This is a genomic window from Pseudomonas iridis (assembly GCF_017980685.1).
GTDB classification, from domain to species: Bacteria; Pseudomonadota; Gammaproteobacteria; order Pseudomonadales; family Pseudomonadaceae; genus Aquipseudomonas; species Aquipseudomonas iridis.
Map to the genome: position 1 here is coordinate 30,984 of NZ_JACXXO010000010.1, position 22,958 is coordinate 53,941.

The following is a 22,958-nucleotide window of genomic DNA, read 5'->3' on the forward strand; positions in this document are numbered from 1 at the left end:
AGCGGGTTTTGATAAACACTTTTGGCAGATTTGGTAACAATCGCCGGATGTCGTGTCTGCGGCGATGCGGTGTGTCTGATAGACCGAGTCGTCTGAATCGCTGGCAAGCCAGCTCCCACAGGGGCGCGCGGTGATTTGACCGAACGGTGTAAGGCCTGCGCGAGGGGTATCTGGACGTTTTGTAGGGGCTTGTTACTACCATCGTCGAATGGTTCTATGGGCCCGGCCCCGTTACAACAGGGTCATACAAAAACAACTATTACACCGAGGTAGGAAAGATGAGTGCGGCTTCTCTGTATCCCGTTCGTCCCGAGGTTCTGGCTAACACGCTGACTGACGAGGCGACCTACAAAGCCATGTACCAGCAGTCGGTCGTCAACCCTGACGGTTTCTGGCGCGAGCAGGCCAAGCGTCTCGACTGGATCAAACCTTTCACCACGGTGAAGCAGACGTCGTTCGACGACCACCATGTCGACATCAAGTGGTTTGCCGATGGCACCTTGAACGTTTCCTACAACTGCCTCGACCGTCATCTGGCCGAGCGCGGCGATCAAGTCGCGATCATTTGGGAAGGTGACGATCCTTCCGAAAGCCGCAACATCACCTACCGCGAACTGCACGAGCAAGTGTGCAAACTCGCCAACGCCCTGCGTGGTCAGGACGTACACCGCGGCGACGTGGTGACCATTTACATGCCGATGATTCCCGAAGCCGTGGTCGCCATGCTGGCCTGCACCCGGATCGGCGCGATTCACTCGGTCGTGTTCGGCGGTTTCTCGCCGGAAGCGCTGGCCGGTCGCATCATCGACTGCAAATCGAAAGTGGTGATCACCGCCGATGAAGGCATCCGTGCCGGCAAGAAGATCCCGCTCAAGGCCAACGTCGACGACGCGCTGACCAATCCGGAAACCAGCAGCATCCAGAAAGTCATCGTGTGCAAGCGCACCGGCGGCGAGATCAAGTGGAACCAGCATCGCGACATCTGGTACGAAGACCTGATGAAAGTGGCGGGCACCGTTTGCGCGCCGAAAGAGATGGGCGCTGAAGAAGCGCTGTTCATCCTTTATACCTCCGGCTCGACCGGCAAGCCGAAGGGCGTGCAGCACACGACTGGCGGTTACTTGCTGTACGCGGCGATGACCCACGAGCGCGTGTTCGACTATCGCCCGGGCGAAGTTTACTGGTGCACCGCCGACGTCGGCTGGGTCACTGGCCACAGCTACATCGTCTACGGCCCGCTGGCCAACGGCGCGACCACGTTGCTGTTCGAAGGTGTGCCGAACTATCCGGACATCACCCGGGTGGCGAAGATCATCGACAAGCACAAGGTCAACATCCTCTACACCGCGCCGACCGCGATCCGCGCGATGATGGCGTCGGGTCAGGCAGCCGTTGAAGGCGCTGATGGCAGCAGCCTGCGTCTGCTGGGTTCGGTGGGCGAGCCGATCAACCCGGAAGCCTGGGACTGGTACTACAAGAATGTCGGCAAGTCGCGTTGCCCGATCGTTGATACCTGGTGGCAGACCGAAACGGGCGGCAACATGATGAGCCCGCTGCCGGGGGCTCACGCGCTCAAGCCGGGTTCGGCGGCGCGTCCGTTCTTTGGTGTGGTGCCTGCGCTGGTCGACAATCTCGGTAACATTATTGAGGGCGAGGCTGAAGGCAATCTGGTGATTCTCGATTCGTGGCCGGGTCAGGCGCGTACGCTGTATGGCGACCATGACCGCTTCGTCGACACCTACTTCAAGACCTTCCGTGGCATGTACTTCACCGGTGACGGCGCACGTCGTGATGCCGATGGTTACTACTGGATCACCGGGCGTGTCGACGACGTGCTCAACGTGTCTGGCCACCGCATGGGCACAGCCGAGATCGAAAGTGCCATGGTTGCCCACCCGAAAGTCGCTGAAGCTGCGGTGGTCGGTGTGCCGCACGACATCAAGGGGCAGGGCATTTATGTCTATGTCACGTTGATTGGCGGTGAAGAGCCAAGTGAGCAACTGCGTCTGGAATTGAAAAACTGGGTGCGCAAGGAGATCGGGCCGATCGCTTCGCCGGACGTGATCCAGTGGGCGCCGGGCTTGCCGAAGACGCGTTCGGGCAAGATCATGCGCCGGATTTTGCGCAAGATTGCTACGGCCGAATATGACGGGTTGGGCGATATTTCGACCCTGGCTGATCCGGGTGTGGTGCAGCATTTGATTGATACGCACAAGACCATGAATGTGGCGTAAGCATTCGGTCTGATGCATTGAAAGCCTCGCCCGGTGATTGCCGGGCGGGGCTTTTTTTTGTCTGGAAGTTTTGTTGTGGCAGGTCTGGCCCCATCGCTGGCAAGCCAGCTCCCACAGGTTTTGTGGTGTGTTTGGGATTCTGGTTTCAACCGAGATCCCTGTGGGAGCTGGCTTGCCAGCGATAGCCATCTGGCAGACCCCGGTATAGCCACTGTCAGTCCGCAAACCCACCCAACCAATAATTATCGATCTGCGCCGTAAGACATTTCCCACTGTTACCGGACCAGATCCACGTAACCCAATATGTAACCGCTGGCGCCAAACCGGGGCATAGGGAAACGCATCGCCCCGTTTTAGAGCCTCCAAACCCCTGCTGAAAAATAAGACATAACGCTGCGCTTGCCGGATTAGAAGGGTTTGCGAATAATAGGCCCGCAATTTGCAGCATAGATCGGTTCACAATCGTTCGCTCTTGCATGAAAATGCGGGGCTGTCAATGTGCTCAAGCGGGTTTCTCTGTGCATCTGTAATTAGTTGTCGCATTGAAGAAATATCGGCTTCGGGCCTGTCGTTAGAATGCCGATCACCCGCTCATCGTGGCTGACGTTGAAACCTGCGACGGTTTCAATGGGAAATTTCCCACCGATGCAGCAACCGATTTCCCGTTTCACCCATTCGCATATTGGGCTGTCGCTCACTCTGCCGTTTTTGCCCTTTACCGATGGAGTCCCAAGATGAAGAAACTTGTGCTGCTTGGCGCCCTGGCACTGTCCGTGCTGTCGCTGAATTCCTTCGCAGATGAAAAACCTCTGAAAATCGGTATCGAAGCGGCTTACCCTCCGTTCGCGTCGAAGTCGCCGGACGGCAACATCGTCGGTTTCGACTACGACATCGGCAACGCCCTGTGCGAGCAGATGCAGGTCAAGTGCGTGTGGGTCGAGCAAGAATTCGACGGTCTGATTCCGGCACTGAAAGTGCGCAAGATCGACGCGATCCTGTCGTCCATGTCGATCACTGAAGATCGCAAGAAGTCTGTGGACTTCACCAACAAGTACTACAACACTCCGGCCCGCCTGGTCATGAAAGCCGGCACTCAGGTCAGCGAAGGTCTGACTGAGCTCAAGGGCAAGAACATCGGCGTGCAACGTGGTTCGATCCACGAGCGTTTTGCCCGCGAAGTCCTGGCCCCACTGGGTGCCGAGATCAAGCCGTACGGTTCGCAGAACGAAATCTACCTGGACGTGGCCGCCGGTCGCCTCGACGGCACCGTGGCTGACGCAACCCTGCTGGATGACGGCTTCCTGAAAACCGACGCTGGCAAAGGTTTCGCCTTCGTTGGCCCGGCATTCACCGACGTCAAATACTTCGGCGACGGCGTAGGCATCGCAGTGCGCAAGGGCGACGCCCTGAAAGACAAGATCAACACCGCTATCACGGCCATCCGTGAAAACGGCAAATACAAAGCAATCCAGGACAAGTACTTCGCCTTCGATATCTACGGCAAGTAAGACGTCTCTGCGACAAGTCCGAAATGGCGCAAGCAACAGGATCTCTGAGGTTTGCGCCATTTTTTCATCCCAACTTTCGAGGACCTGAATCATGTTGAAAGGCTACGGGGCTGTCATCCTCGATGGCGCATGGCTGACGCTTCAGCTCGCCTTGTCTTCCATGGCCCTGGCCATCGTTCTCGGGCTGATCGGTGTCGCGTTGCGCCTGTCGCCGGTGCGCTGGCTGGCCTGGCTGGGCGATCTGTATTCCACGGTGATCCGCGGCATTCCCGACCTGGTGCTGATCCTGCTGATCTTCTACGGTGGTCAGGACTTGCTCAACCGCGTCGCGCCGATGCTGGGCTATGACGATTACATCGATTTGAATCCGCTGGCCGCCGGTATCGGCACCCTCGGTTTCATCTTCGGTGCGTACCTGTCGGAAACTTTTCGTGGTGCGTTCATGGCCATTCCCAAAGGCCAGGCCGAGGCGGGCATGGCGTACGGCATGAGCAGTTTTCAGGTGTTCTTCCGGGTGATGGTGCCGCAGATGATTCGTCTGGCGATTCCGGGCTTCACCAACAACTGGCTGGTACTGACCAAGGCCACTGCGCTGATTTCCGTGGTCGGTCTGCAAGACATGATGTTCAAGGCCAAGCAGGCGGCTGATGCTACCCGCGAGCCTTTCACCTTCTTCCTTGCAGTGGCGGCGATGTACCTGGTCATCACCAGCGTTTCGTTGCTGATACTGCGTCAACTTGAGAAGCGCTACTCGGTAGGCGTAAGGGCGGCTGATCTATGATCTTCGACTACAACGTCATCTGGGAGGCTCTGCCGCTGTACTTCGGCGGCTTGGTGACCACCCTCAAATTGCTCGCGTTTTCGCTGTTTTTCGGTTTGCTGGCAGCGTTGCCACTGGGCCTGATGCGCGTCTCGAAGAACCCGGTCGTCAACGGCGCCGCGTGGCTCTACACCTACGTGATTCGCGGCACGCCGATGCTGGTGCAGCTGTTTTTGATCTACTACGGTCTGGCGCAGTTCGAGGCAGTACGTGAAAGCTTCCTCTGGCCATGGCTGTCCAGCGCGACGTTCTGCGCGTGCCTGGCGTTCGCGGTCAACACCAGCGCCTACACCGCTGAAATCATCGCCGGCAGCCTCAAGGCCACGCCGAACGGTGAGATCGAAGCGGCCAAGGCCATGGGCATGTCGCGCTTCAAACTGTACAAACGCATCCTGTTGCCGTCGGCCCTGCGCCGGGCGCTGCCGCAGTACAGCAACGAAGTGATCATGATGCTGCAGACCACCAGTCTGGCGTCCATCGTGACCCTGATCGACATTACCGGTGCGGCGCGTACCGTCAACGCGCAGTTCTATCTGCCGTTCGAGGCGTACATCACCGCTGGCGTGTTCTATCTGTGCCTGACCTTCATTCTGGTGAAGCTGTTCAAGCTGGCCGAGCGCCGCTGGCTGAGCTACCTGGCCCCGCGGAAGCACTGATATGGAACGCATCGATCACGTATTACCGTGGAGCCATCTGGGCAGCGAGCGCAAGATTTCGGTGTTCCGTTTCGGAGGCGGCGAGCGCAAGGCCTACATTCAGGCCAGCCTGCACGCTGACGAATTGCCGGGCATGCGCACCGCCTGGGAGCTGAAAAAGCGCCTTGGCGAACTCGAAGCAAAAGGCTTGCTCAACGGCGTGATCGAGTTGGTCCCGGTGGCCAATCCGCTGGGGCTGGGGCAATTGCTGCAAGGCAATCATCAGGGCCGTTTCGAGGCGGGCAGTGGCAAGAACTTCAACCGTGATTTCGTTGAGCTGAGCGCGCCGGTTGCGGCAGCTTTGGCCGACAGCCTCGGTGATGATCCACGCGCCAACGTTCGCCTGATTCGTCAGGCGATGGCTGATCATCTGGCGGCGTTGCCTGCGGCGAGCAGCCAGTTGCAAGGCATGCAACGCGTCTTGCTCAGCCATGCCTGCAACGCTGATGTGGTGCTCGACTTGCACTGCGACGCCGAAGCTGCGCTGCACATGTACGCGCTGCCGCAGCACTGGCCGCAGTGGCGTTCGCTGGCAGCGCACCTGAATGTGAAAGTCGGTTTGCTGGCGGAAGATTCCGGCGGCAGCTCCTTCGACGAAGCGTGTTCGCTGCCGTGGTTGCGTCTGTCGCGTCAGTTCCCCGATGCGCAGATTCCATTGGCGTGCCTGGCAACGACCATCGAGCTGGGCGGTCAGGCCGACACTGGCCGCGCTGAAGCCCAGGCGTATGCTGAAGGCATCCTGGCGTTCCTCGCCGAGCAAGGTTTGATTACCGGCGAGTGGCCGAATGCGGCGCACGAAGCGTGCGAAGGCATGCCGTTTGAAGGCACGCAATTGCTGTTCGCGCCCCACCCGGGCGTGGTGAGTTTTCTGCGTAAACCCGGCGAGTGGGTTGAAGCCGGTGACGAGATTTTTGAAGTGATCGACCCTGTGTCCGATCGGGTCAGCACGGTGTGTGCTGGTACGTCCGGGGTGCTGTTTGCCATTGAACGGCTGCGCTATGCCCAACCCGGTTTCTGGCTGGCCAAGGTGGCGGGGCGCGAAGCGCTGCGTCACGGGCGCTTGCTCAACGACTGACTGTTTTTGTGAGAACCGACCGCATGTACAAACTTGAAGTCCAAGACCTGCATAAACGCTATGGCAGTCACGAAGTGCTCAAGGGTGTTTCCCTGAAAGCGGCAGCCGGCGATGTGATCAGCATCATCGGCTCCAGTGGCTCCGGCAAAAGTACTTTCCTGCGCTGCATCAACCTGCTCGAGCAGCCGCACGCGGGCAAAATTCTGCTCAACAACGAAGAGCTGAAACTGGTCGCCAACAAGGACGGCGCGCTCAAAGCCGCTGATCCGAAACAGCTGCAACGCATGCGTTCGCGCCTGTCGATGGTGTTCCAGCATTTCAACCTGTGGTCGCACATGACCGCGCTGGAAAACATCATGGAAGCGCCGGTGCATGTGCTCGGTGTCTCCAAGGCCGAAGCCCGCGAGAAAGCCGAGCACTACCTGAACAAGGTTGGCGTGGCGCATCGCAAGGACGCGTTCCCGGGACACATGTCCGGTGGCGAGCAGCAGCGTGTGGCGATTGCCCGTGCGCTGGCGATGGAACCGGAAGTGATGCTGTTCGACGAACCGACGTCGGCGCTCGACCCGGAACTGGTCGGCGACGTCTTGAAGGTGATGCAGGCGCTGGCTCAGGAAGGCCGCACCATGGTGGTCGTGACCCACGAAATGGGCTTTGCCCGCGAAGTGTCGAACCAGTTGGTGTTCCTGCACAAAGGTGTTGTTGAAGAGAGCGGTGACCCGCGCGAAGTGCTGGTCAATCCGCAATCGGAACGTCTGCAGCAATTCCTGTCGGGTAGCCTCAAGTAAACGGGTCTGCCGATATGCACTGAAATAGTGCATGCTTCGCAGCCTGAAGGCTGGCTACAATTCCTGTGGGAGCTGGCTTGCCAGCGATAGCGGTGGGCCAGTTGGCATATCTGGTGCAGATACACCGCCATCGCTGGCAAGCCAGCTCCCACAATGGATCTGCGCCGGTTTTGCGATTTACGTTCATTTACGGGCTAGCATTGGCCCATGCCTTCATCACCGTTGTTCGTTTCGGATCGCCCACCCATGACTGCCCATCGAATTGGTTTCCTGATTTGGCCCAGCACTAAAGCGTTGACGCTGGCGCTGGCGGAGGAGGCCTTGCGTGTTGCTCAGCGTGTGCATCCGGACGTGGTTTACGAACTGTCGTTCTTGCAGGCCGAGCCGCCGAGCGACGGCGCCTGGCAATTACCCGGCGAGCCGTGGGCCGGCAAGCTGGAAAACTTCCAGAAACTGTTTCTGGTCGCCGATGAACCGCCGACTACCCTGGCCCCGGCACTCAGCAGTGCGCTCAAGCAACTGGTGCGTGCCGGTTGTGTGATCGGTGGTTTGTCCGCCGGTGTGTACCCGTTGGCGCAAATGGGTTTGCTCGACGGTTACCGCGCGGCGGTGCACTGGCGTTGGCAGGACGATTTCGCCGAGCGCTTTCCGAAGGTCATCGCTACCAGTCATCTGTTCGATTGGGATCGTGATCGCCTGACCGCATGCGGTGGCATGTCCGTGCTTGATCTGCTGCTGGCATTGCTGGCCCGTGATCACGGTGCAGAGTTGGCCGGTGCCGTTTCGGAAGAGCTGGTGGTCGAGCGCATCCGCGAGGGTGGCGAGCGTCAGCGCATTCCGTTGCAAAATCGCCTTGGCTCCAGTCATCCAAAGCTCACGCAAGCCGTGTTGCTGATGGAAGCCAACATCGAAGAACCGCTGACCACCGACGAAATCGCCCAGCATGTGTGCGTGTCCCGTCGACAGCTTGAGCGGATCTTCAAGCAATACCTCAACCGCGTGCCGAGCCAGTACTACCTGGAACTGCGCCTGAACAAGGCCCGGCAAATGTTGATGCAGACCAGCAAGTCGATCATCCAGATCGGCTTGTCGTGTGGCTTCTCCTCGGGGCCGCACTTCTCCAGCGCCTATCGCAATTTCTTCGGTGCCACGCCGCGGGAAGATCGTAACCAGCGGCGCAGCAGCAGTCCGTTTGAATTGTCGTCGGTGCCGTCAGAGCGCGGTTAACCGGCCCCGTCCCCGGTCATTCTGAAATAGCGGATGAGTCGATCGACATGTCTGAACCTTCCGTTTCTGTGGAAGCGGATGTCGACTCGGACGGCGTCGGAACTCGCTGTGTTTGTCGCTCTGCCAATGCGGCAATTCTTCTGAGTCGATAACTTTCCAGGTGTTGCGCACTGTGCGCAGATAGCGGATTACCGCTGAAATCGAACTCGGTAGTCCTGGCGTTCCAGAAGTTTTCGGGCAACTCGACAATGGCGTTATTGGAGAAATTGACGTACTCCAGGCGCTCCACGGGGAGCGCGAGCGGTGGTTCGCTGATGCCGGTGTTGCTCAGATCCAGCCAGGACAGCTGCTCCAGGCGGCTAAGATCGGGGCTGAGGCCTAGCGGGTTGTCTCTCAGGATCAGTGTGTTGAGATTGCTCCTGGTGGCCAGCATTTCAACGCTGGCTGGGGTGAGCGTGATGTGGCAGCCCGACAGGCTCAATGCGGTGAGTTTTTCCATGGACGACACGACCGCTGCAACGTCGTTGAGCTGATAACCCTGAATCGCCAGCTTCTCTGCGTTAGGAAACAGCTTCAGAAACTCACCGAGACGCGACGGCGCGCCAGACCCGTTCACCAGGAAGACAGTGCGCACATGTGCGAAGTCTGCTGTAAGTGTGGGCAGATCCCCGCTCACGGGGACGTCGGGGTTGAATTCGAATTCGTTTTGCCCCTGTGTAACGATCCGGCGCCAGCATTTTTCCAGACTTTGCTTGAGCGACTGCCTGTTGGCTTGTTCCTGTCGCAGGGCGTCGCCCGTCAGTGGACTGCGGCTGGCCGGATGCAGCGGTGTCTCGTTGGCCCATAGATCGAGCTCGTGTGTCAGCGTGGCGAGTTCAGTGGTGCGGCGCACCAGTTCGACATGACCATCAGCCAGCGTGCCGGGCAAACTGTAGACAAGCTCGTTGATTTGGCTGTCAGTCAAATCTGGGTAAAGCGTAAGGGCCAATTCCCTGTCCATGGCTTCGACCGGCACGCTGAATGTGTAGCCACTGGTCTGGTAGCAGACTTTGATCCGTTCCCGCGCAACTGCCGAGATCGGGTTGTCATGCAAGTCGATACTCTGGGCGACGTCGGCGGGCAGGTTGAGCAGTTCATCGGGCAGTTCGCTGATGTTGTTCTCATTGAGCATTACGTCCTCCAGATTGGGCAGGCTGGAGAGTCCGGGCGGTATACGGTCGATCGAGGTTTTGGAGAGATCCAGGAACATCATTTCCGGCAGCGCCGAGACGTCTGGCACTTCGACCAATGGGTTGTTGTGAAGATCCAGTGCCCGGAGTTGCGACAGTGAAGAGAGCGCAGCTTGCCCCTCTGCATCGAAGACGATGCCGCAACTACTGAGCACCAGCGATTTGAGCGTAGGCATCCGATTGAGCGCCGGGGGAATCCGCCCCAAAGCGAAGGTGCGCAGCTCCAATGCCTGTAGCCTGCGGAAGCCACTCAGAAAGCCATCAGACACTTTCAGCGCATCGTTGCCCAGCAACGAGAGCTGGGCGACATGACTGAAATCAGCAGTCAGCGTCGGCATGTCGCCGGAAAACCTGAGTTCGGCAACGAAGATGTTGGAGCGAATTTCAGGTTTATCGATATGTCGGCTGCGCCAGAAAGTCTGCAACTCTCGGCTGAAATCCGTCCTGGCAAAATGCTGTGTGGCTCTCTCGAATGCATCGAGGAAACGACCCGTGCTCGGGTCGCGCGGGGGAATGCGTTCGGCCCACTGCGCGAGGTCACTGATCATCGTCGCTATCTCGGCTTCCCAACGCAGCAGTTGAGCGCTGCCAGCCGCCAGCGAGCCGGGCAGGGAATAGATCATGTGGACGGCGTCTTTGGTCTTCAGTGCTGGAAACAGTGCCTTGGCTTTGGCGATATCCGCCCTCTCGGGGAACACGCCGAAATTGTTGAGGGCGTGGTAATGCCCCTTGATTCGATTGCGACTGCTCGCAGACAGCGGGTTGCCCGCCAGGTTGATGCCATCGGCAAGCTCGGGAAGGACCTCAAAAAAGGTGTCGGGCAGTTCGACGATACGGTTGCCATCAAGCCGGACATCGCGCAGGTTGGGATGGTCGGTGAGCCCGTCCGGCAAGCCGGAAATACCGGTATTGGAAAGGCGAAGATCATTGAGCTGCGGCATTGTCTCCACGTCAGGCGCGCCCCCCAGCGGGTTGTTGCGCAGATCAAGCAGCTCAAGTTCACTCAATGATTCCAGAGCGCTCTGCCCGTCGGCGGTCAACGTAATGCCGCAATTTATCAGCGACAGCTCCTTGAGTTCTGTCAGGCGAGTGAGATTGTCCGGCATTTGACCCAGCGCGAAATCGCGCATTTCCACCACTTGCGCGTAGGGGAAGTGCTCTAGAAAGCCGCCAACTTCAGTGATGCCCGGATTGCCGGTGAAATCCACCGTCAAAACGTGACTGAAGTCGACCGTCAACCTTGGCATATCTCCCGAAAAGCCCAGGTTCGCTTCGAAGAAGTCGTTACGCGTGCCGGTGCCGTCCGAGCGGCTTTCCCAGAATCGTAAAATCTGCTCGCGAAAGTCCTCTCGCGCCCTGAAGTCATTGAGAAAATCCACGGGCGTGCGAGCTTCGCCGGTCACTGGGTGATGCGTCGAGCCTTGGGTGGTCCACGCAGAGAGATCCGCCCTCAGGGTTTCCCGCTCCGCTTGCCAATGTTGCAGTTGAATCCTGCCCTCCGCCAGGGTGCCGGGCAGGGCGTAGATCATGTTGCTCGCATCCTGCACGTCGAGTGACGGAAACAGCTCTCTGGCCAGTTCGACATCGGCGGTGTCTGCTGACACTTCGAAGTCATGGCTGGTCTCGCGGAAGTAGGTTTTTATCCGGTTACGCGATTCGGTTGAAAGCGGATTATCAGCAAAGTCGAATCCTCGTGTACGGTCCAGCGGTAGCTTGAAAATCGCTTCCGGCAACTCCGTGATGAAGTTGTCGCGCAGAACCGCGATGTGCAGTTCGGGAAGATCAAGCAGCCTGGGCGGGAGTTCGTTGATGCCGGTCAGGGACAGATCGATGCTCGTGAGCATGGGCAAAAGATTCAAATCAAACAGGGCGCCTAATGGGTTGTCGCTCAGCTCCAGGATCTCGATCTGGTTCATCTTCAGCAAGGCTGCCTGGTTTTCAGGCGTGAGTACGAAGCCGCAGCTCTTGAGCTCCAGTGCGGTGAGCCGGGGCAGGTCGAGGGTTGGCAGAAAATCCGGCTCCAGATCGAAAGAACGCAGCTCCAGAATGGTCAGACTCTTGAACCGTTGCAGGAACGGTGACATTGCCGTAATGCTCTTGTTGCCGTTAAACGTCAATCGGTTCACATGGCTGAAGTCTGCGCTGAGCACAGGCATGTCACCCATGAACTCAAGGGTCGCCGCTAAATGGCTGTCTCTGGCTCCGGGCTGGCGAGGCGACCTGTTGCGCCAGAAGTGTTCCATTTTGTCGGCGAAGTCCTCCCTCGCCAGATGCTCACTGACCTGCTCGTTGAGATTCAAGGGTTGGCCATGGGAAGCCGAGTGCTCTGGAATCCGGGTTTTCCATTGAGCAAGCTCAGTGCGTAATTGCGTGACCTCTGCCTCCCAGTTGGCGAGTTGGCTTCGGCCTTCGGCCAGGGTGCCGGGCAACTTGTAGAGCAGGTCATTCGCTTGCTCAGCGCTCAGCGCTGGAAACAGTTCGGTGGTGCGATGAATATCCGCCTGTTCGATCGTGACGCCGAAATTTTTCTGCATTCGGTTGAAGAGGGTTTTGACCGACTCCCGACTGGCGGCGGATAGCGGGTTGTTGGTAAAGCTCAGTTGCCCGGTCAAATAGTGCGATGAGGTCAGCAACTCTTCGGGTATTTCAGTGATCTGGTTGCCATCGAACTTGCCGGTAAACAGGTTCGGATGGTCGAGCAATCCCGGGGGCGTGGTGGCGATGCCGGTATTGTCGAGGTTGAGGTAGTGCAAGGCAGGCAGAGTGCTGATGTCGGGCGGCACGCCCAGCGGGTTGTCTTGCAAATCAAGGATCGAAAGCTGTTCCATGGGCGGGAAGCCAGCGGAGTCCGCAGTCGAAAGCCTTATGCCGCAGTTGCGCAGCGCCAGATGCTGCAGGTTCGGCATGTGGGCAAAGCTCTGCGGTAAATCGGGCACGTTCAGGTCATGCATGTCGAGGTAGCGCAGGGACGGGAAATGCTGCAGAAAACGCTCAACACCGCGTGTACCGGCGCTGCCCTTGAAGGACAGCATGGTGACATGGCTGAAATCGGCATGCAGCGTCGGCAGTTCTCCCGACACCGGCTCCAGAATCTGCAGCATGTAGGTGTCGGCCCCTCCTGGTTCTCTACGCCAGCAACCCTCTACGGCTTTCATGAACAGCGCACGGTTCTGCGCGGCGGCCCGGCGCTGGATGTTGGTCAGTGCTACCCCGGTGTCCGGGTCATTCACAGGCGCCTCGTTCTTCCAGCGCCGCAGGTCATCCTTGAGTCGGCTGAATTCCGTCCGCAAGCGCGACAGTTCATTGCTCAGCCCGGCTCGATCATGCTGAAACCGCGCTGCGAATGCCCGTGCATCTTCAGGTGTATAGGTCGGAAAAATCGCCCGTACCCGTTCTACATCCGTTGCTGCGGCAGCCGGCGCGACAAAGGAATAAGCCGCATCAATTCCGGCGCTGCCACTACGGCCACCGCGCCCCACAAGCCGCAGCGTGTCCACGGTCGGTTCCGGGATCGGCACAGGAGAAATCGCGAGGCGCAACTCGCTTCGCTCCATCGGCCGCTTGCGGATCGCTGCCTTGAGGCTGTCGCCCTGACCGATCTGGACACTCAGGTTTTGGCGTTCGCTGTCGGGCAGGGCGTAGAGAATGCCGGAGTACAGATCGGTCGCTGAATGCAGTTCCTGACCTCGCTCGTCATAGGGTTGATAAGTGCCGTCGCTTTGCCGCACCAGGACTTTTTGAGCGGGCGCCTCCACGCTTCCGGTGCTGTCGACTAATCGTCCTTCGTAATGCCCGTCACGAATCTCCAGTCGCACCTCACCGCTCCAGCCGGGCAGACGTTTAAGGCTGTGCAGTGCCAGGGTGTCGGTATCCGGGCTGTTGACCGAGTCCAGCACCAGCCCCTCGTAGGCGCGGGTGACACGCAGCTCCTGATTGGCCAGTTGCATGAGCGCCTGTTGGCGTGGGGGCAACTGACCTTCGCTGATTTGCACCAACTCTTCTCCGGTCGCGGTGCCGAGCAGTTCGCGCGTGACGCTGGCGGGCAATCCTGAATCGTGTTGTGCGAGCAGGTTGGCCAGCGGATCGTCATTGCGCTGAAGCGCGTCGTAGCGGGATTCGAAGATTGAAGTTCGCTGCTGTGTGGCGATCTCTGCCAGCTGCTGTCTCAACTTCTGGCTTCGCACATCCAGCGCCAGTGTCGGGCCGGCGAACGACTCGCCGAGCAGGGCCTTGGCTTGCTGTTCGTCGAGCAAGGAGAGCAGGGTCTTGAGCAGGTCGCCGTCCTTGAGGCTGCCTTGGGCAAGGGTTGTCAGCGGCAGGCTCTCATCGCTGGACGACTGCCAGACGAGTTCGCCCGCAGGGTCGAGCAGGCGCAAGCGCTGGCCCTTCGGCCAACGACCCTGTTCGGTCAACAGTTGTAACTGCAGAACAGGATCAGCGCGTAAATACGCCTCGGGCGATTCGCTGTGTAAATCATCGGCAAAGCGTTGCAGGTCCTGATCGATCCTGAAGCGCTGGATGCTGTCCGCCAGCAGCGGTGGAACCGTTTCCTGATCGACGTGCATGGTGCGCAGCACTTCTTCGTCGAGGCCGCTGACCTGCAGAATCGTTTCTCGTTGGGCGGCTGAAAACGACTCGACCGAATGGCCGATGCGGCGCAGCGCCGTCGGTCTGTCCCACGTCAGCGGTTGTTCGATTTCGCTGTGCCAGGCGCCTTCGCCGTTATGGCGAACCCAGGGTTGATAGGCGTCGGCCTGGGTCGGGTGGGCAATCCGGTATTCACCGGCATCGGGTGTTTCGCTCACGGCAAAATGCGCGTTATCAAGGGGCAGCAGTTGACGGCCCTCGTGTGCGTGCAGGCCCAGTTCATTCGGTGCGGAATTTGCGGCGGGAGACGCTGTGTGCTCGTACCGGGTCAGGTTCGGCTCCCAGTATTTGGTCTGGCCGCCGGGCATTTGCACAGGTTTGAAACGGTCGATGAACTCGACGATTTCCGCGGGCAGGACTTTGCGGAACTCACCGGCGCCAATCGCCCCGCCGATGGCGAAAGTGCCTAACTGCACCAGCGATTCGAGGGTTCCCATCAGGTAGGTGAACGCTTCGGTGGTTCGGCCTTGCGCCCAGGCAATGATCCCCTCGAACACTTCGTCGAGCAGTTGATAAGCCATGTAAGCCATCATCAGTTCGCCGAGGCCGGGCACGAACGGCGCGATGATGAACGCGACCGTCTGCAGGATCGTCGAGACAATGTTGACGACCGAGTCCCAGAACGCCCAGCGCACTTTCTGATCAACCGTTGCCGTGGGCACTGCGATGATCGCCGCATCGTTGAGGATCTTGTTCAGCTTGCTCTGGTAGAGGTGCTGCCACAGTGGAGCGCTGATCGGCGTGACGGTCAGTTGCAGTTTGGGCTGCTCAAGTGGGGTCTCGCGCCAGGGCGGCTCGCTGCTGCCGGCGACCGGTTCGTGCCATTTTATCTCGCTCAGGCGTGCGTTCAGCGTGGCGAAGAACACGCCGCGCTGTTCGAGATTGACGAACCGGCTGAAGAATTTCTGGTAATCACTGGAGCGCAGTTGTCGCGTCAGTTCGGTGTACATCTCGGCGGGCGAGGCATATTCCTTGACCGGATGCTCCGGGTCATCCGGTATGTAGGCCACAACACGCGCCGACGTTCGCGGCTCGAGCAACTCGGGCGCAAAGACGACGATGCCGGTCAGGGGCGTTTCCAGCATCGACAGGTCCTGGCATTTCAATGCTGGCCGATCACCTGGCGCGACTGGCGCTGCATCGAGCAGCGCTTCTATCCGCAGGAAATAGTCCTCGCTGATGTCACCGCTCATCCGTGCCCATTGCAGCGCGGCCTGCATCGCGGCCTTCTGGCTTGCGTCGATTTTATGTCGCAGTACCGCCGCCGCGACGGGATGGCTGGAGCCAAGGGCTTCCCGCAGGTAGGTCTGGTATCGGGCGCCGATATCCAGCTCGCGGCACAGTTTGGTGAACGCCACGATGCTCAGCCTGGCCTTGAGCGAAGGCAGGGTTTCAAACTGCCCTCTGGCGTCGGGTTGGGTGATGAAGGTCGACTCGGGTTCGTAGGCGTCGTCTTCGGTCTCGGCGAGTTCGAAGTTGTGCAGCGCGGCATCCAGCAACGAGACCGTCCAGGCGCGAGCCCCGGTTTTGATTGGGAACCACGGCGTCTTCGCGGGAATATAAAGGCGCACGAACGTGGTCCTGACATCCACATCCAGATCGAAATTCTCCTTCAGCTCTGCCTTGAGCAGCGGTTCGGCGAAGGCGCTGGCGTCCTGCAGGTGTTCAAGGCGTTTCTCAACATCGTTTTGCGCGCGCCAATGCGTGGCGTTCAGCGCCATGAGGGCTTGATGCCTGACGTCCGGCTGCGTCTTCAGTTTTGGTGGCAGGAAGGGAGCCTGGCGCCCAAAGGCCTGGCGCTTGGCGGCCGAAGCGGTGCCGAGCCAGTCAGGGATGCCGGCTATGAGCGGGTGGAAGTGGGCGTCATGTATGTCGTCATAGGGTGGCTTGGGGAGCTTGGCAGATTGCCGATCAGGGGTTGGGTGCATCGGGACCGTTCCTTGGTCTGGAAAGGCCCCAGCAAATCAGAGTCATGCGATGGCGGTGCGGTACATATATATACCGCTGGCACCGGGTTGAATTGATATCCTCCCGGGCCTGCCGCAAATCGGCGGCGGCAGTTTAAACTGCGCCTTTGCGACGTTATTTGTCGCATTGCCGTAAACCCGGAAAAATCCGGGGTTGGCGCTATAAGAAGTTGTCGCCTGGCGGCAAGGCCGGGCCGATAACTGTCCTTACAATCCCCCCATCGCTCGCCAGTTTCCGGCGGGTGGCCCTCATCAGGAGACTCCGATGTCCGTTGAGCACGCTGCGGTACAACGCGCCGATTTCGACCAGGTTATGGTTCCCAACTACGCGCCTGCCGCTTTCATTCCGGTGCGTGGCGCCGGTTCCCGCGTCTGGGATCAGGCCGGCCGCGAGCTGATCGACTTCGCCGGCGGTATCGCCGTCAACGTATTGGGCCATGCGCATCCGGCGCTGGTCGGTGCCTTGACCGAGCAAGCGAACAAGCTGTGGCACGTTTCCAACGTGTTCACTAACGAGCCAGCCCTGCGCCTGGCGCACAAGCTGATCGACGCCACGTTCGCCGAGCGCGTGTTCTTCTGCAACTCCGGCGCTGAAGCCAACGAGGCCGCGTTCAAGCTGGCCCGTCGTGTTGCATTCGACCGTTTTGGCAGCGAGAAATACGAAATCATTGCCGCGCTGAACAGCTTCCACGGCCGTACCCTGTTCACCGTCAACGTCGGTGGCCAGTCGAAGTACTCCGACGGTTTCGGCCCGAAAATCACCGGTATCACCCACGTTCCTTACAACGATCTGGCTGCCCTCAAGGCTGCCGTTTCCGACAAGACCTGTGCGGTCGTGCTGGAACCGATTCAGGGCGAGGGCGGCGTGCTGCCGGCCGAGTTGGCTTATCTGCAAGGTGCACGCGAGTTGTGCGATGCGAATGACGCGCTGCTGGTGTTCGACGAAGTGCAAACCGGCATGGGCCGCAGCGGCAAGCTGTTCGCCTACCAGCATTACGGCGTGACCCCGGACATCCTGACCAGCGCCAAGAGCCTGGGCGGTGGTTTCCCGATCGCAGCGATGTTGACCACCGAAGCGTTGGCCAAACATCTGGTCGTCGGCACCCACGGCACCACTTACGGCGGCAACCCGCTGGCATGTGCTGTCGCGGAAGCGGTGATCGACGTGATCAACACCCCTGAGGTGCTGAACGGCGTCAATGCCAAGCACGACAAGTTCAAGACCCGTCTGCAGCAGATCGGCGAGAAGTACGGCCTGTTCACTCAGGTGCGTGGCCTCGGTCTGCTGATCGGTTGCGTGCTGAGCGATGCCTGGAAAGGCAAGGCCAAGGACATCTTCAACGCCGCTGAACAAGAAGGCCTGATGATTCTGCAAGCCGGCCCGGACGTGATCCGTTTCGCCCCGAGCCTGGTGGTGGAAGATGCCGATATCGATGCCGGTCTCGACCGCTTTGAACGTGCCGCAGCGAAGTTGACGCAAGCCTGATAAACCCTTCGGCGCCTGAGCATCTCGGGCGTCGATCAAATTTTTTGATACCGGGCTAATTCCATTGTGGGAGCGAGCCTGCTCGCGAAGAGGGCGTGTCAGTCAACATTTTTGCTGACAGATAGACCGCTTTCGCGAGCAGGCTCGCTCCCACAATATCCGGTGTTTTTTCAGTAAATTTTTATAAATAGAAAGGAGTGACACCATGCTGGTGATGCGCCCCGCGCAAATGGCTGATCTGGGCGAGGTACAGCGTCTGGCTGCGGACAGCCCGATTGGTGTCACTTCCTTGCCGGATGACGTGGAACGTCTGAGCGACAAGATCGCGGCGAGCGAAGCCTCGTTCTCTGCCGAAGTGAGCTTCAACGGTGAAGAGAGTTACTTCTTCGTTCTCGAAGACACCGCCACCGGCAAACTGGTCGGCTGCTCGGCCATCGTTGCTTCGGCCGGTTATTCGGAACCGTTCTACAGCTTTCGCAACGAAACCTTCGTCCACGCTTCCCGCGAGCTGAAGATTCACAACAAGATCCACGTGCTCTCGCAGTGCCACGACCTGACCGGCAACAGCTTGCTGACCAGTTTTTACGTGCAGCGCGAGTTGGTGGGGTCGCCGTGGTCGGAGCTCAACTCCCGTGGTCGCTTGCTGTTCGTCGCCAGCCACCCGGAGCGTTTCGCCGATTCGGTGGTGACCGAGATCGTCGGTTACAGCGACGAGAATGGCGACTCGCCGTTCTGGGATGCCATCGGTCGCAACTTCTTCGACCTCAACTACGCTGCGGCTGAACGCCTGTGTGGCCTGAAAAGCCGTACGTTCCTCGCCGAACTGATGCCGCATTACCCGATCTACGTGCCGCTGCTGCCGGATTCCGCCCAAGAGGCGATGGGCCAGGTGCACCCGCGTGCGCAGATCACCTTCGACATCCTGATGCGCGAAGGCTTCGAGACCGATCACTACATCGACATCTTCGACGGTGGCCCGACCCTGCATGCGCGCGTTTCGGGGATCCGTTCGATCGCCCAGAGCCGCGTCGTGCCGGTAAAGATCGGCGAGCCGGTCAAAGGTGCCGGGCGTCAGTATCTGGTGGCCAACGCGCAATTGCAGGATTACCGCGCCGTGTTGCTCGAGCTGGATTACGCGCCGGGCAAACCGGTGACTCTGGATCTGGAAGCGGCCGAAGCCCTGGGCGTCGGTGAAGGTGCCAGCGTGCGCCTGGTGGCGGTTTAACGCCTTAGCGAGTTTTACGGGTGGCCGCAGGCGGCCCGTTTGAGGAGATAGCATGATTGTTCGTCCCGTACGCAGCAGCGATTTATCCGCGCTGATCGACCTGGCCCGCAGCACCGGCACCGGGCTGACCACGTTGCCGGCCAACGAAGAACGCCTGACCCACCGGGTTGGCTGGGCCGAGAAGACCTTTCGCGGCGAAGCCGGCCGTGGCGATGCGGACTACCTGTTCGTGCTCGAAGACGACGACGGTCGCGTGGTGGGGATTTCCGCCATTGCCGGCGCGGTCGGTCTGCGTGAGCCCTGGTACAACTTCCGTGTCGGCCTGACCGTCAGCGCTTCGCAAGAGCTGAACATCTACCGCGAGATTCCGACGCTGTTCCTGGCCAACGACCTGACCGGCAATTCCGAGCTGTGCTCGCTGTTCCTGCACGCCGATTACCGCAACGGCCTCAACGGTCGCATGTTGTCCAAGGCGCGGATGCTGTTCATCGCCGAGTTTCCGGAGCTGTTCGGTAACAAGATCATTGCCGAGATGCGCGGCGTGTCCGATGAAGCTGGCCGTTCGCCGTTCTGGGAAAGCCTGGGGCGTCACTTCTTCAAGATGGAATTCAGCCAGGCCGATTACCTTACCGGTGTCGGCAACAAGGCATTCATTGCTGAACTGATGCCGAAATTCCCTCTGTACACCTGCTTCCTGTCGGAAGACGCGCGCAGTGTGATCGGCCAGGTTCACCCGGACACCGAACCGGCGCTGGCGATGCTCAAGAGCGAAGGCTTCAGCTATCAGGGTTACGTCGACATCTTCGATGCCGGCCCGGGGATTGAATGCGAGACCAGCAAGATCCGCGCGGTGCGTGACAGCGAAGCGTTGGTGCTGGCCATTGGTACCCCGGGCGATGACGCTACGCCGTTCATCATCCATAACCGCAAACGCGAAGATTGCCGCATCACCGCCGCGCCGGCCCGTTTGGCTGCCGGCACGCTGGTGGTCGATTCGCAGACTGCCAAACGTCTTCAACTTAACGCAGGCGACCAGGTTCGCGCCGTGGCGTTGTCCGCTGCTCGGGAGTCGAAATAATGAATTCGCTATACATCGCAGGTGAGTGGCTGGCCGGCCAGGGCGAAGCTTTTCAATCGCTGAACCCGGTGACCCAGCAAGTGCTGTGGTCGGGGGAGGGCGCTACCGCCGCTCAGGTTGAGTCGGCGGTGCAGGCTGCGCGTCAGGCGTTTCCGGGTTGGGCACGTCGCACGCTGGAGGAGCGCATCAGCGTTCTTGAAGCCTTTGCCGCCGCGCTGAAAAACCACGCTGACGAACTGGCTCGCACCATCGGTGAAGAGACCGGCAAACCGTTGTGGGAAGCCACGACCGAAGTCACCAGCATGGTCAACAAGATCGCGATCTCGGTGCAGAGCTACCGCGAACGCACAGGCGAGAAGAGCGGCCCATTGGGCGACGCCACCGCTGTATTGCGTCACAAGCCGCACGGCGTGGTAGCGGTGTTCGGCCCCTACAACTTCCCGGGTCACTTGCCGAACGGTCACATCGTGCCGGCGCTGCTGGCCGGTAATAGCGTGCTGTTCAAACCAAGCGAATTGACGCCGAAAGTCGCCGAGCTGACGGTCAAGTGCTGGATCGAGGCCGGCCTGCCCTCAGGCGTGTTGAACCTGCTGCAAGGCGCACGCGAAACCGGGATCGCGCTGGCCGCGAATGCCGGTATCGACGGTCTGTTCTTCACCGGTTCGAGCCGCACCGGCAATCATCTGCATCAGCAATTTGCCGGTCGTCCGGACAAGATTCTGGCTCTGGAAATGGGTGGCAACAATCCGCTGGTGGTCGATCAGGTCGCGGATCTGGATGCGGCGGTTTACACGATCATTCAGTCGGCGTTCATTTCTGCCGGCCAGCGCTGCACCTGCGCCCGTCGTCTGCTGGTGCCGCAAGGCGCGTGGGGCGACAGCCTGCTCAAGCGTCTGGTTGAAGTGAGCGCAACCATTGAAGTCGGTGCGTTCGATCAGCAACCCGCGCCTTTCATGGGTTCGGTGATTTCCTTGGGCGCTGCGAAAGCGCTGATGGATGCTCAAGAACATTTGCTGGCCAACGGTGCCGTATCGCTGCTGCAAATGACTCAGCCGCAAGCGCAAGCCGCACTGCTGACGCCGGGCATTGTTGATGTGACCGCGGTTGCCGAGCGTCCGGACGAAGAACTGTTCGGCCCGTTGCTGCAAGTGATTCGTTACACCGATTTCGCAGCGGCAATCAGCGAAGCAAACGACACCGCTTATGGCTTGGCCGCCGGTTTGTTGTCGGATTCTGAAGATCGCTACCAGCAATTCTGGCTGGAAAGCCGCGCCGGTATCGTCAACTGGAACAAGCAACTGACGGGTGCTGCGAGCAGCGCACCGTTCGGCGGTGTGGGTGCCTCTGGCAACCATCGCGCCAGCGCCTACTACGCAGCGGATTATTGCGCGTACCCGGTGGCGTCGCTGGAAACGCCGAGCCTGGTGTTGCCTGCCACCCTGACACCCGGCGTGAAGATGGTGTGATGCCTATCGCTGGCAAGCCAGCTCCCACAGGGATCGAGTCGTCCACAAAATCTGTGAACACCGCCAATCCTGTGGGAGCTGGCTTGCCAGCGATGGCCGCGACGCGGTCGCACTGAACAGTTAGTTACTGAAGCCTATAACAACAGATTCTCGTGGAGCCTCGCTGATGAAATCCTATGAAGTCAATTTTGACGGTCTAGTGGGGCCGACTCATAACTACGGCGGTCTGTCCTACGGCAACGTCGCGTCCCAGAGCAACAGCCAGCAATCCTCGAACCCGAAGGAAGCCGCGCTGCAAGGTCTGGCAAAAATGAAAGCGCTGATGGAAATGGGCTTTCAGCAAGGCGTACTTGCACCGCAGGAACGTCCGGACGTGGCTGCACTGCGCCGTCTGGGTTTCAGTGGCACCGACGCTCAGGTGATCGAGCGTGCCGCCAAAGAAGCGATGCCGCTGCTGGTTGCCAGTTGCTCGGCATCGAGCATGTGGGTGGCCAACGCCGCCACCGTCAGCCCGAGCGCCGACACCGCTGACGGTCGTGTGCATTTCACCGCCGCCAACCTCAACTGCAAATATCACCGCAGCATCGAGCACCCGACCACCAGCCGCGTACTCGGCGCGATGTTCGCCAATCAGCAGCACTTCGCCCATCACGCGGCGCTGCCGGCAGTGGCGCAGTTCGGTGACGAAGGCGCAGCCAACCACACGCGTTTTTGCCGTGAATACGGTGAAGCCGGTGTCGAGTTTTTCGTGTTCGGTCGCAGTGCCTTCGACAACCGCTACCCGGCGCCGCAGAAGTACCCGGCGCGCCAGACTCTGGAAGCCTCGCAAGCTGTTGCGCGTCTGCACGGACTGCGTGACGAAGGCGTGGTTTACGCGCAGCAGAATCCTGGCGTGATCGATCAGGGCGTTTTCCATAACGACGTGATTGCGGTGGGCAACGGCGAAGCGCTGTTCTATCACGAGGACGCGTTCCTCGACACCGAGCAGATGCTGGCCGAGTTGCAAGGCAAGCTCGCCAGGGTCGGCGGCAATTTCCAGTCGATCTGTGTGCCGCGTTCGGCGGTCACCGTGGATGACGCGGTGCGTTCGTACCTGTTCAACAGTCAGCTGCTGTCGCGTCCTGATGGCTCGATGCTGTTGATCGTGCCGCAAGAGTGCCAGGCCAATGAGCGCGTGTGGAATTACCTGCAAGGCCTGACCAGCTCCGGCGGCCTGATCCGCGAAGTGAAGGTGTTCGACCTCAAGCAGAGCATGCAGAACGGCGGTGGCCCGGCGTGCCTGCGACTGCGCGTCGCGCTCAACGAAACCGAACTGGCGGCGGTCAACCCAGGGGTTATCATGACGGCCCCGTTGTACGGTTCGTTGACCGCATGGGTTGAAAAGCACTACCGCGACCGCCTGAGCGAAACCGATCTGGCGGACCCGCAATTGCTGCTTGAATGCCGGACGGCACTGGATGAACTGACGCAAATCCTTAAACTGGGCGCGGTTTATCCATTCCAGATCAATTGA

Annotated in this window: 13 protein-coding genes; 12 read left to right on the plus strand and 1 reads right to left on the minus strand. The window is 59.7% G+C overall.

Annotated elements, in window-relative coordinates:
- The first annotated feature begins 278 nt into the window (after positions 1-278).
- The 7 genes from acs (at position 279) to argR (ending at position 8,347) form a co-directional block, all read left to right on the plus strand.
- Positions 279-2,234 carry an acetate--CoA ligase gene (gene acs / locus IEQ42_RS17180; RefSeq protein ID WP_042560550.1) on the plus strand — a complete coding sequence of 652 codons (1,956 nt, stop codon included), beginning with the start codon at positions 279-281 and terminating at the stop codon, positions 2,232-2,234.
- A gap of 734 nt (positions 2,235-2,968) precedes the next feature.
- Entirely contained in the window at positions 2,969-3,742 is a 774-nt protein-coding gene (locus IEQ42_RS17185; protein WP_210704264.1) for an ABC transporter substrate-binding protein, read from the plus strand.
- A gap of 91 nt (positions 3,743-3,833) precedes the next feature.
- On the plus strand, positions 3,834-4,523 hold the full coding sequence (locus tag IEQ42_RS17190; RefSeq protein WP_007912702.1) for an ABC transporter permease: 690 nt from the start codon (positions 3,834-3,836) through the stop codon (positions 4,521-4,523).
- Positions 4,520-5,218 (plus strand): ABC transporter permease, encoded by a 699-nt coding sequence (locus IEQ42_RS17195; RefSeq protein ID WP_042560548.1) that lies wholly within the window; start codon positions 4,520-4,522, stop codon positions 5,216-5,218. The genes IEQ42_RS17190 and IEQ42_RS17195 overlap by 4 nt, the downstream gene beginning before the upstream one ends.
- Position 5,219: 1 nt before the next feature.
- Positions 5,220-6,332 (plus strand): M14 family metallopeptidase, encoded by a 1,113-nt coding sequence (locus tag IEQ42_RS17200; RefSeq protein WP_210704265.1) that lies wholly within the window; start codon positions 5,220-5,222, stop codon positions 6,330-6,332.
- Between the two features lie 23 nt (positions 6,333-6,355).
- Entirely contained in the window at positions 6,356-7,120 is a 765-nt protein-coding gene (locus tag IEQ42_RS17205) for an ABC transporter ATP-binding protein (RefSeq protein WP_210704266.1), read from the plus strand.
- A gap of 246 nt (positions 7,121-7,366) precedes the next feature.
- Positions 7,367-8,347: a transcriptional regulator ArgR gene (gene argR, locus IEQ42_RS17210; protein ID WP_042560546.1), complete on the plus strand. Its 981-nt coding sequence runs from the start codon at positions 7,367-7,369 to the stop codon at positions 8,345-8,347.
- 16 nt (positions 8,348-8,363) lie between these two features.
- Here the strand turns inward: argR and IEQ42_RS17215 are convergent, their stop codons facing one another.
- Complete coding sequence (locus tag IEQ42_RS17215; protein WP_210704267.1) at positions 8,364-16,151, minus strand: leucine-rich repeat domain-containing protein; 7,788 nt, start codon at positions 16,149-16,151, stop codon at positions 8,364-8,366.
- 304 nt (positions 16,152-16,455) lie between these two features.
- Between IEQ42_RS17215 and IEQ42_RS17220 the strand changes: the two genes are divergently transcribed.
- The 5 genes from IEQ42_RS17220 (at position 16,456) to astB (ending at position 22,958) form a co-directional block, all read left to right on the plus strand.
- Positions 16,456-17,676 (plus strand): aspartate aminotransferase family protein, encoded by a 1,221-nt coding sequence (locus IEQ42_RS17220; RefSeq protein WP_047302712.1) that lies wholly within the window; start codon positions 16,456-16,458, stop codon positions 17,674-17,676.
- Between the two features lie 205 nt (positions 17,677-17,881).
- Complete coding sequence (gene aruF / locus IEQ42_RS17225; protein ID WP_042560545.1) at positions 17,882-18,901, plus strand: arginine/ornithine succinyltransferase subunit alpha; 1,020 nt, start codon at positions 17,882-17,884, stop codon at positions 18,899-18,901.
- Between the two features lie 52 nt (positions 18,902-18,953).
- Positions 18,954-19,979, plus strand: coding sequence for an arginine N-succinyltransferase (gene astA, locus IEQ42_RS17230; protein ID WP_150604283.1), 1,026 nt, complete (start codon positions 18,954-18,956; stop codon positions 19,977-19,979).
- Positions 19,976-21,445 (plus strand): succinylglutamate-semialdehyde dehydrogenase, encoded by a 1,470-nt coding sequence (gene astD / locus IEQ42_RS17235; protein ID WP_210704443.1) that lies wholly within the window; start codon positions 19,976-19,978, stop codon positions 21,443-21,445. The genes astA and astD overlap by 4 nt, the downstream gene beginning before the upstream one ends.
- A 166-nt stretch (positions 21,446-21,611) precedes the next feature.
- Positions 21,612-22,958 (plus strand): N-succinylarginine dihydrolase, encoded by a 1,347-nt coding sequence (astB, locus tag IEQ42_RS17240; protein ID WP_042560542.1) that lies wholly within the window; start codon positions 21,612-21,614, stop codon positions 22,956-22,958.

Coding starts and splice junctions, on each gene's coding strand:
- acs (WP_042560550.1), top strand. CDS start 279: ATGAGTGCGGCTTCTCTGTATCCCGTTCGTCCCGAGGTTCTGGCTAAC.
- IEQ42_RS17185 (WP_210704264.1), top strand. CDS start 2,969: ATGAAGAAACTTGTGCTGCTTGGCGCCCTGGCACTGTCCGTGCTGTCG.
- IEQ42_RS17190 (WP_007912702.1), top strand. CDS start 3,834: ATGTTGAAAGGCTACGGGGCTGTCATCCTCGATGGCGCATGGCTGACG.
- IEQ42_RS17195 (WP_042560548.1), top strand. CDS start 4,520: ATGATCTTCGACTACAACGTCATCTGGGAGGCTCTGCCGCTGTACTTC.
- IEQ42_RS17200 (WP_210704265.1), top strand. CDS start 5,220: ATGGAACGCATCGATCACGTATTACCGTGGAGCCATCTGGGCAGCGAG.
- IEQ42_RS17205 (WP_210704266.1), top strand. CDS start 6,356: ATGTACAAACTTGAAGTCCAAGACCTGCATAAACGCTATGGCAGTCAC.
- argR (WP_042560546.1), top strand. CDS start 7,367: ATGACTGCCCATCGAATTGGTTTCCTGATTTGGCCCAGCACTAAAGCG.
- IEQ42_RS17215 (WP_210704267.1), bottom strand. CDS start 16,151: ATGCACCCAACCCCTGATCGGCAATCTGCCAAGCTCCCCAAGCCACCC.
- IEQ42_RS17220 (WP_047302712.1), top strand. CDS start 16,456: ATGTCCGTTGAGCACGCTGCGGTACAACGCGCCGATTTCGACCAGGTT.
- aruF (WP_042560545.1), top strand. CDS start 17,882: ATGCTGGTGATGCGCCCCGCGCAAATGGCTGATCTGGGCGAGGTACAG.
- astA (WP_150604283.1), top strand. CDS start 18,954: ATGATTGTTCGTCCCGTACGCAGCAGCGATTTATCCGCGCTGATCGAC.
- astB (WP_042560542.1), top strand. CDS start 21,612: ATGAAATCCTATGAAGTCAATTTTGACGGTCTAGTGGGGCCGACTCAT.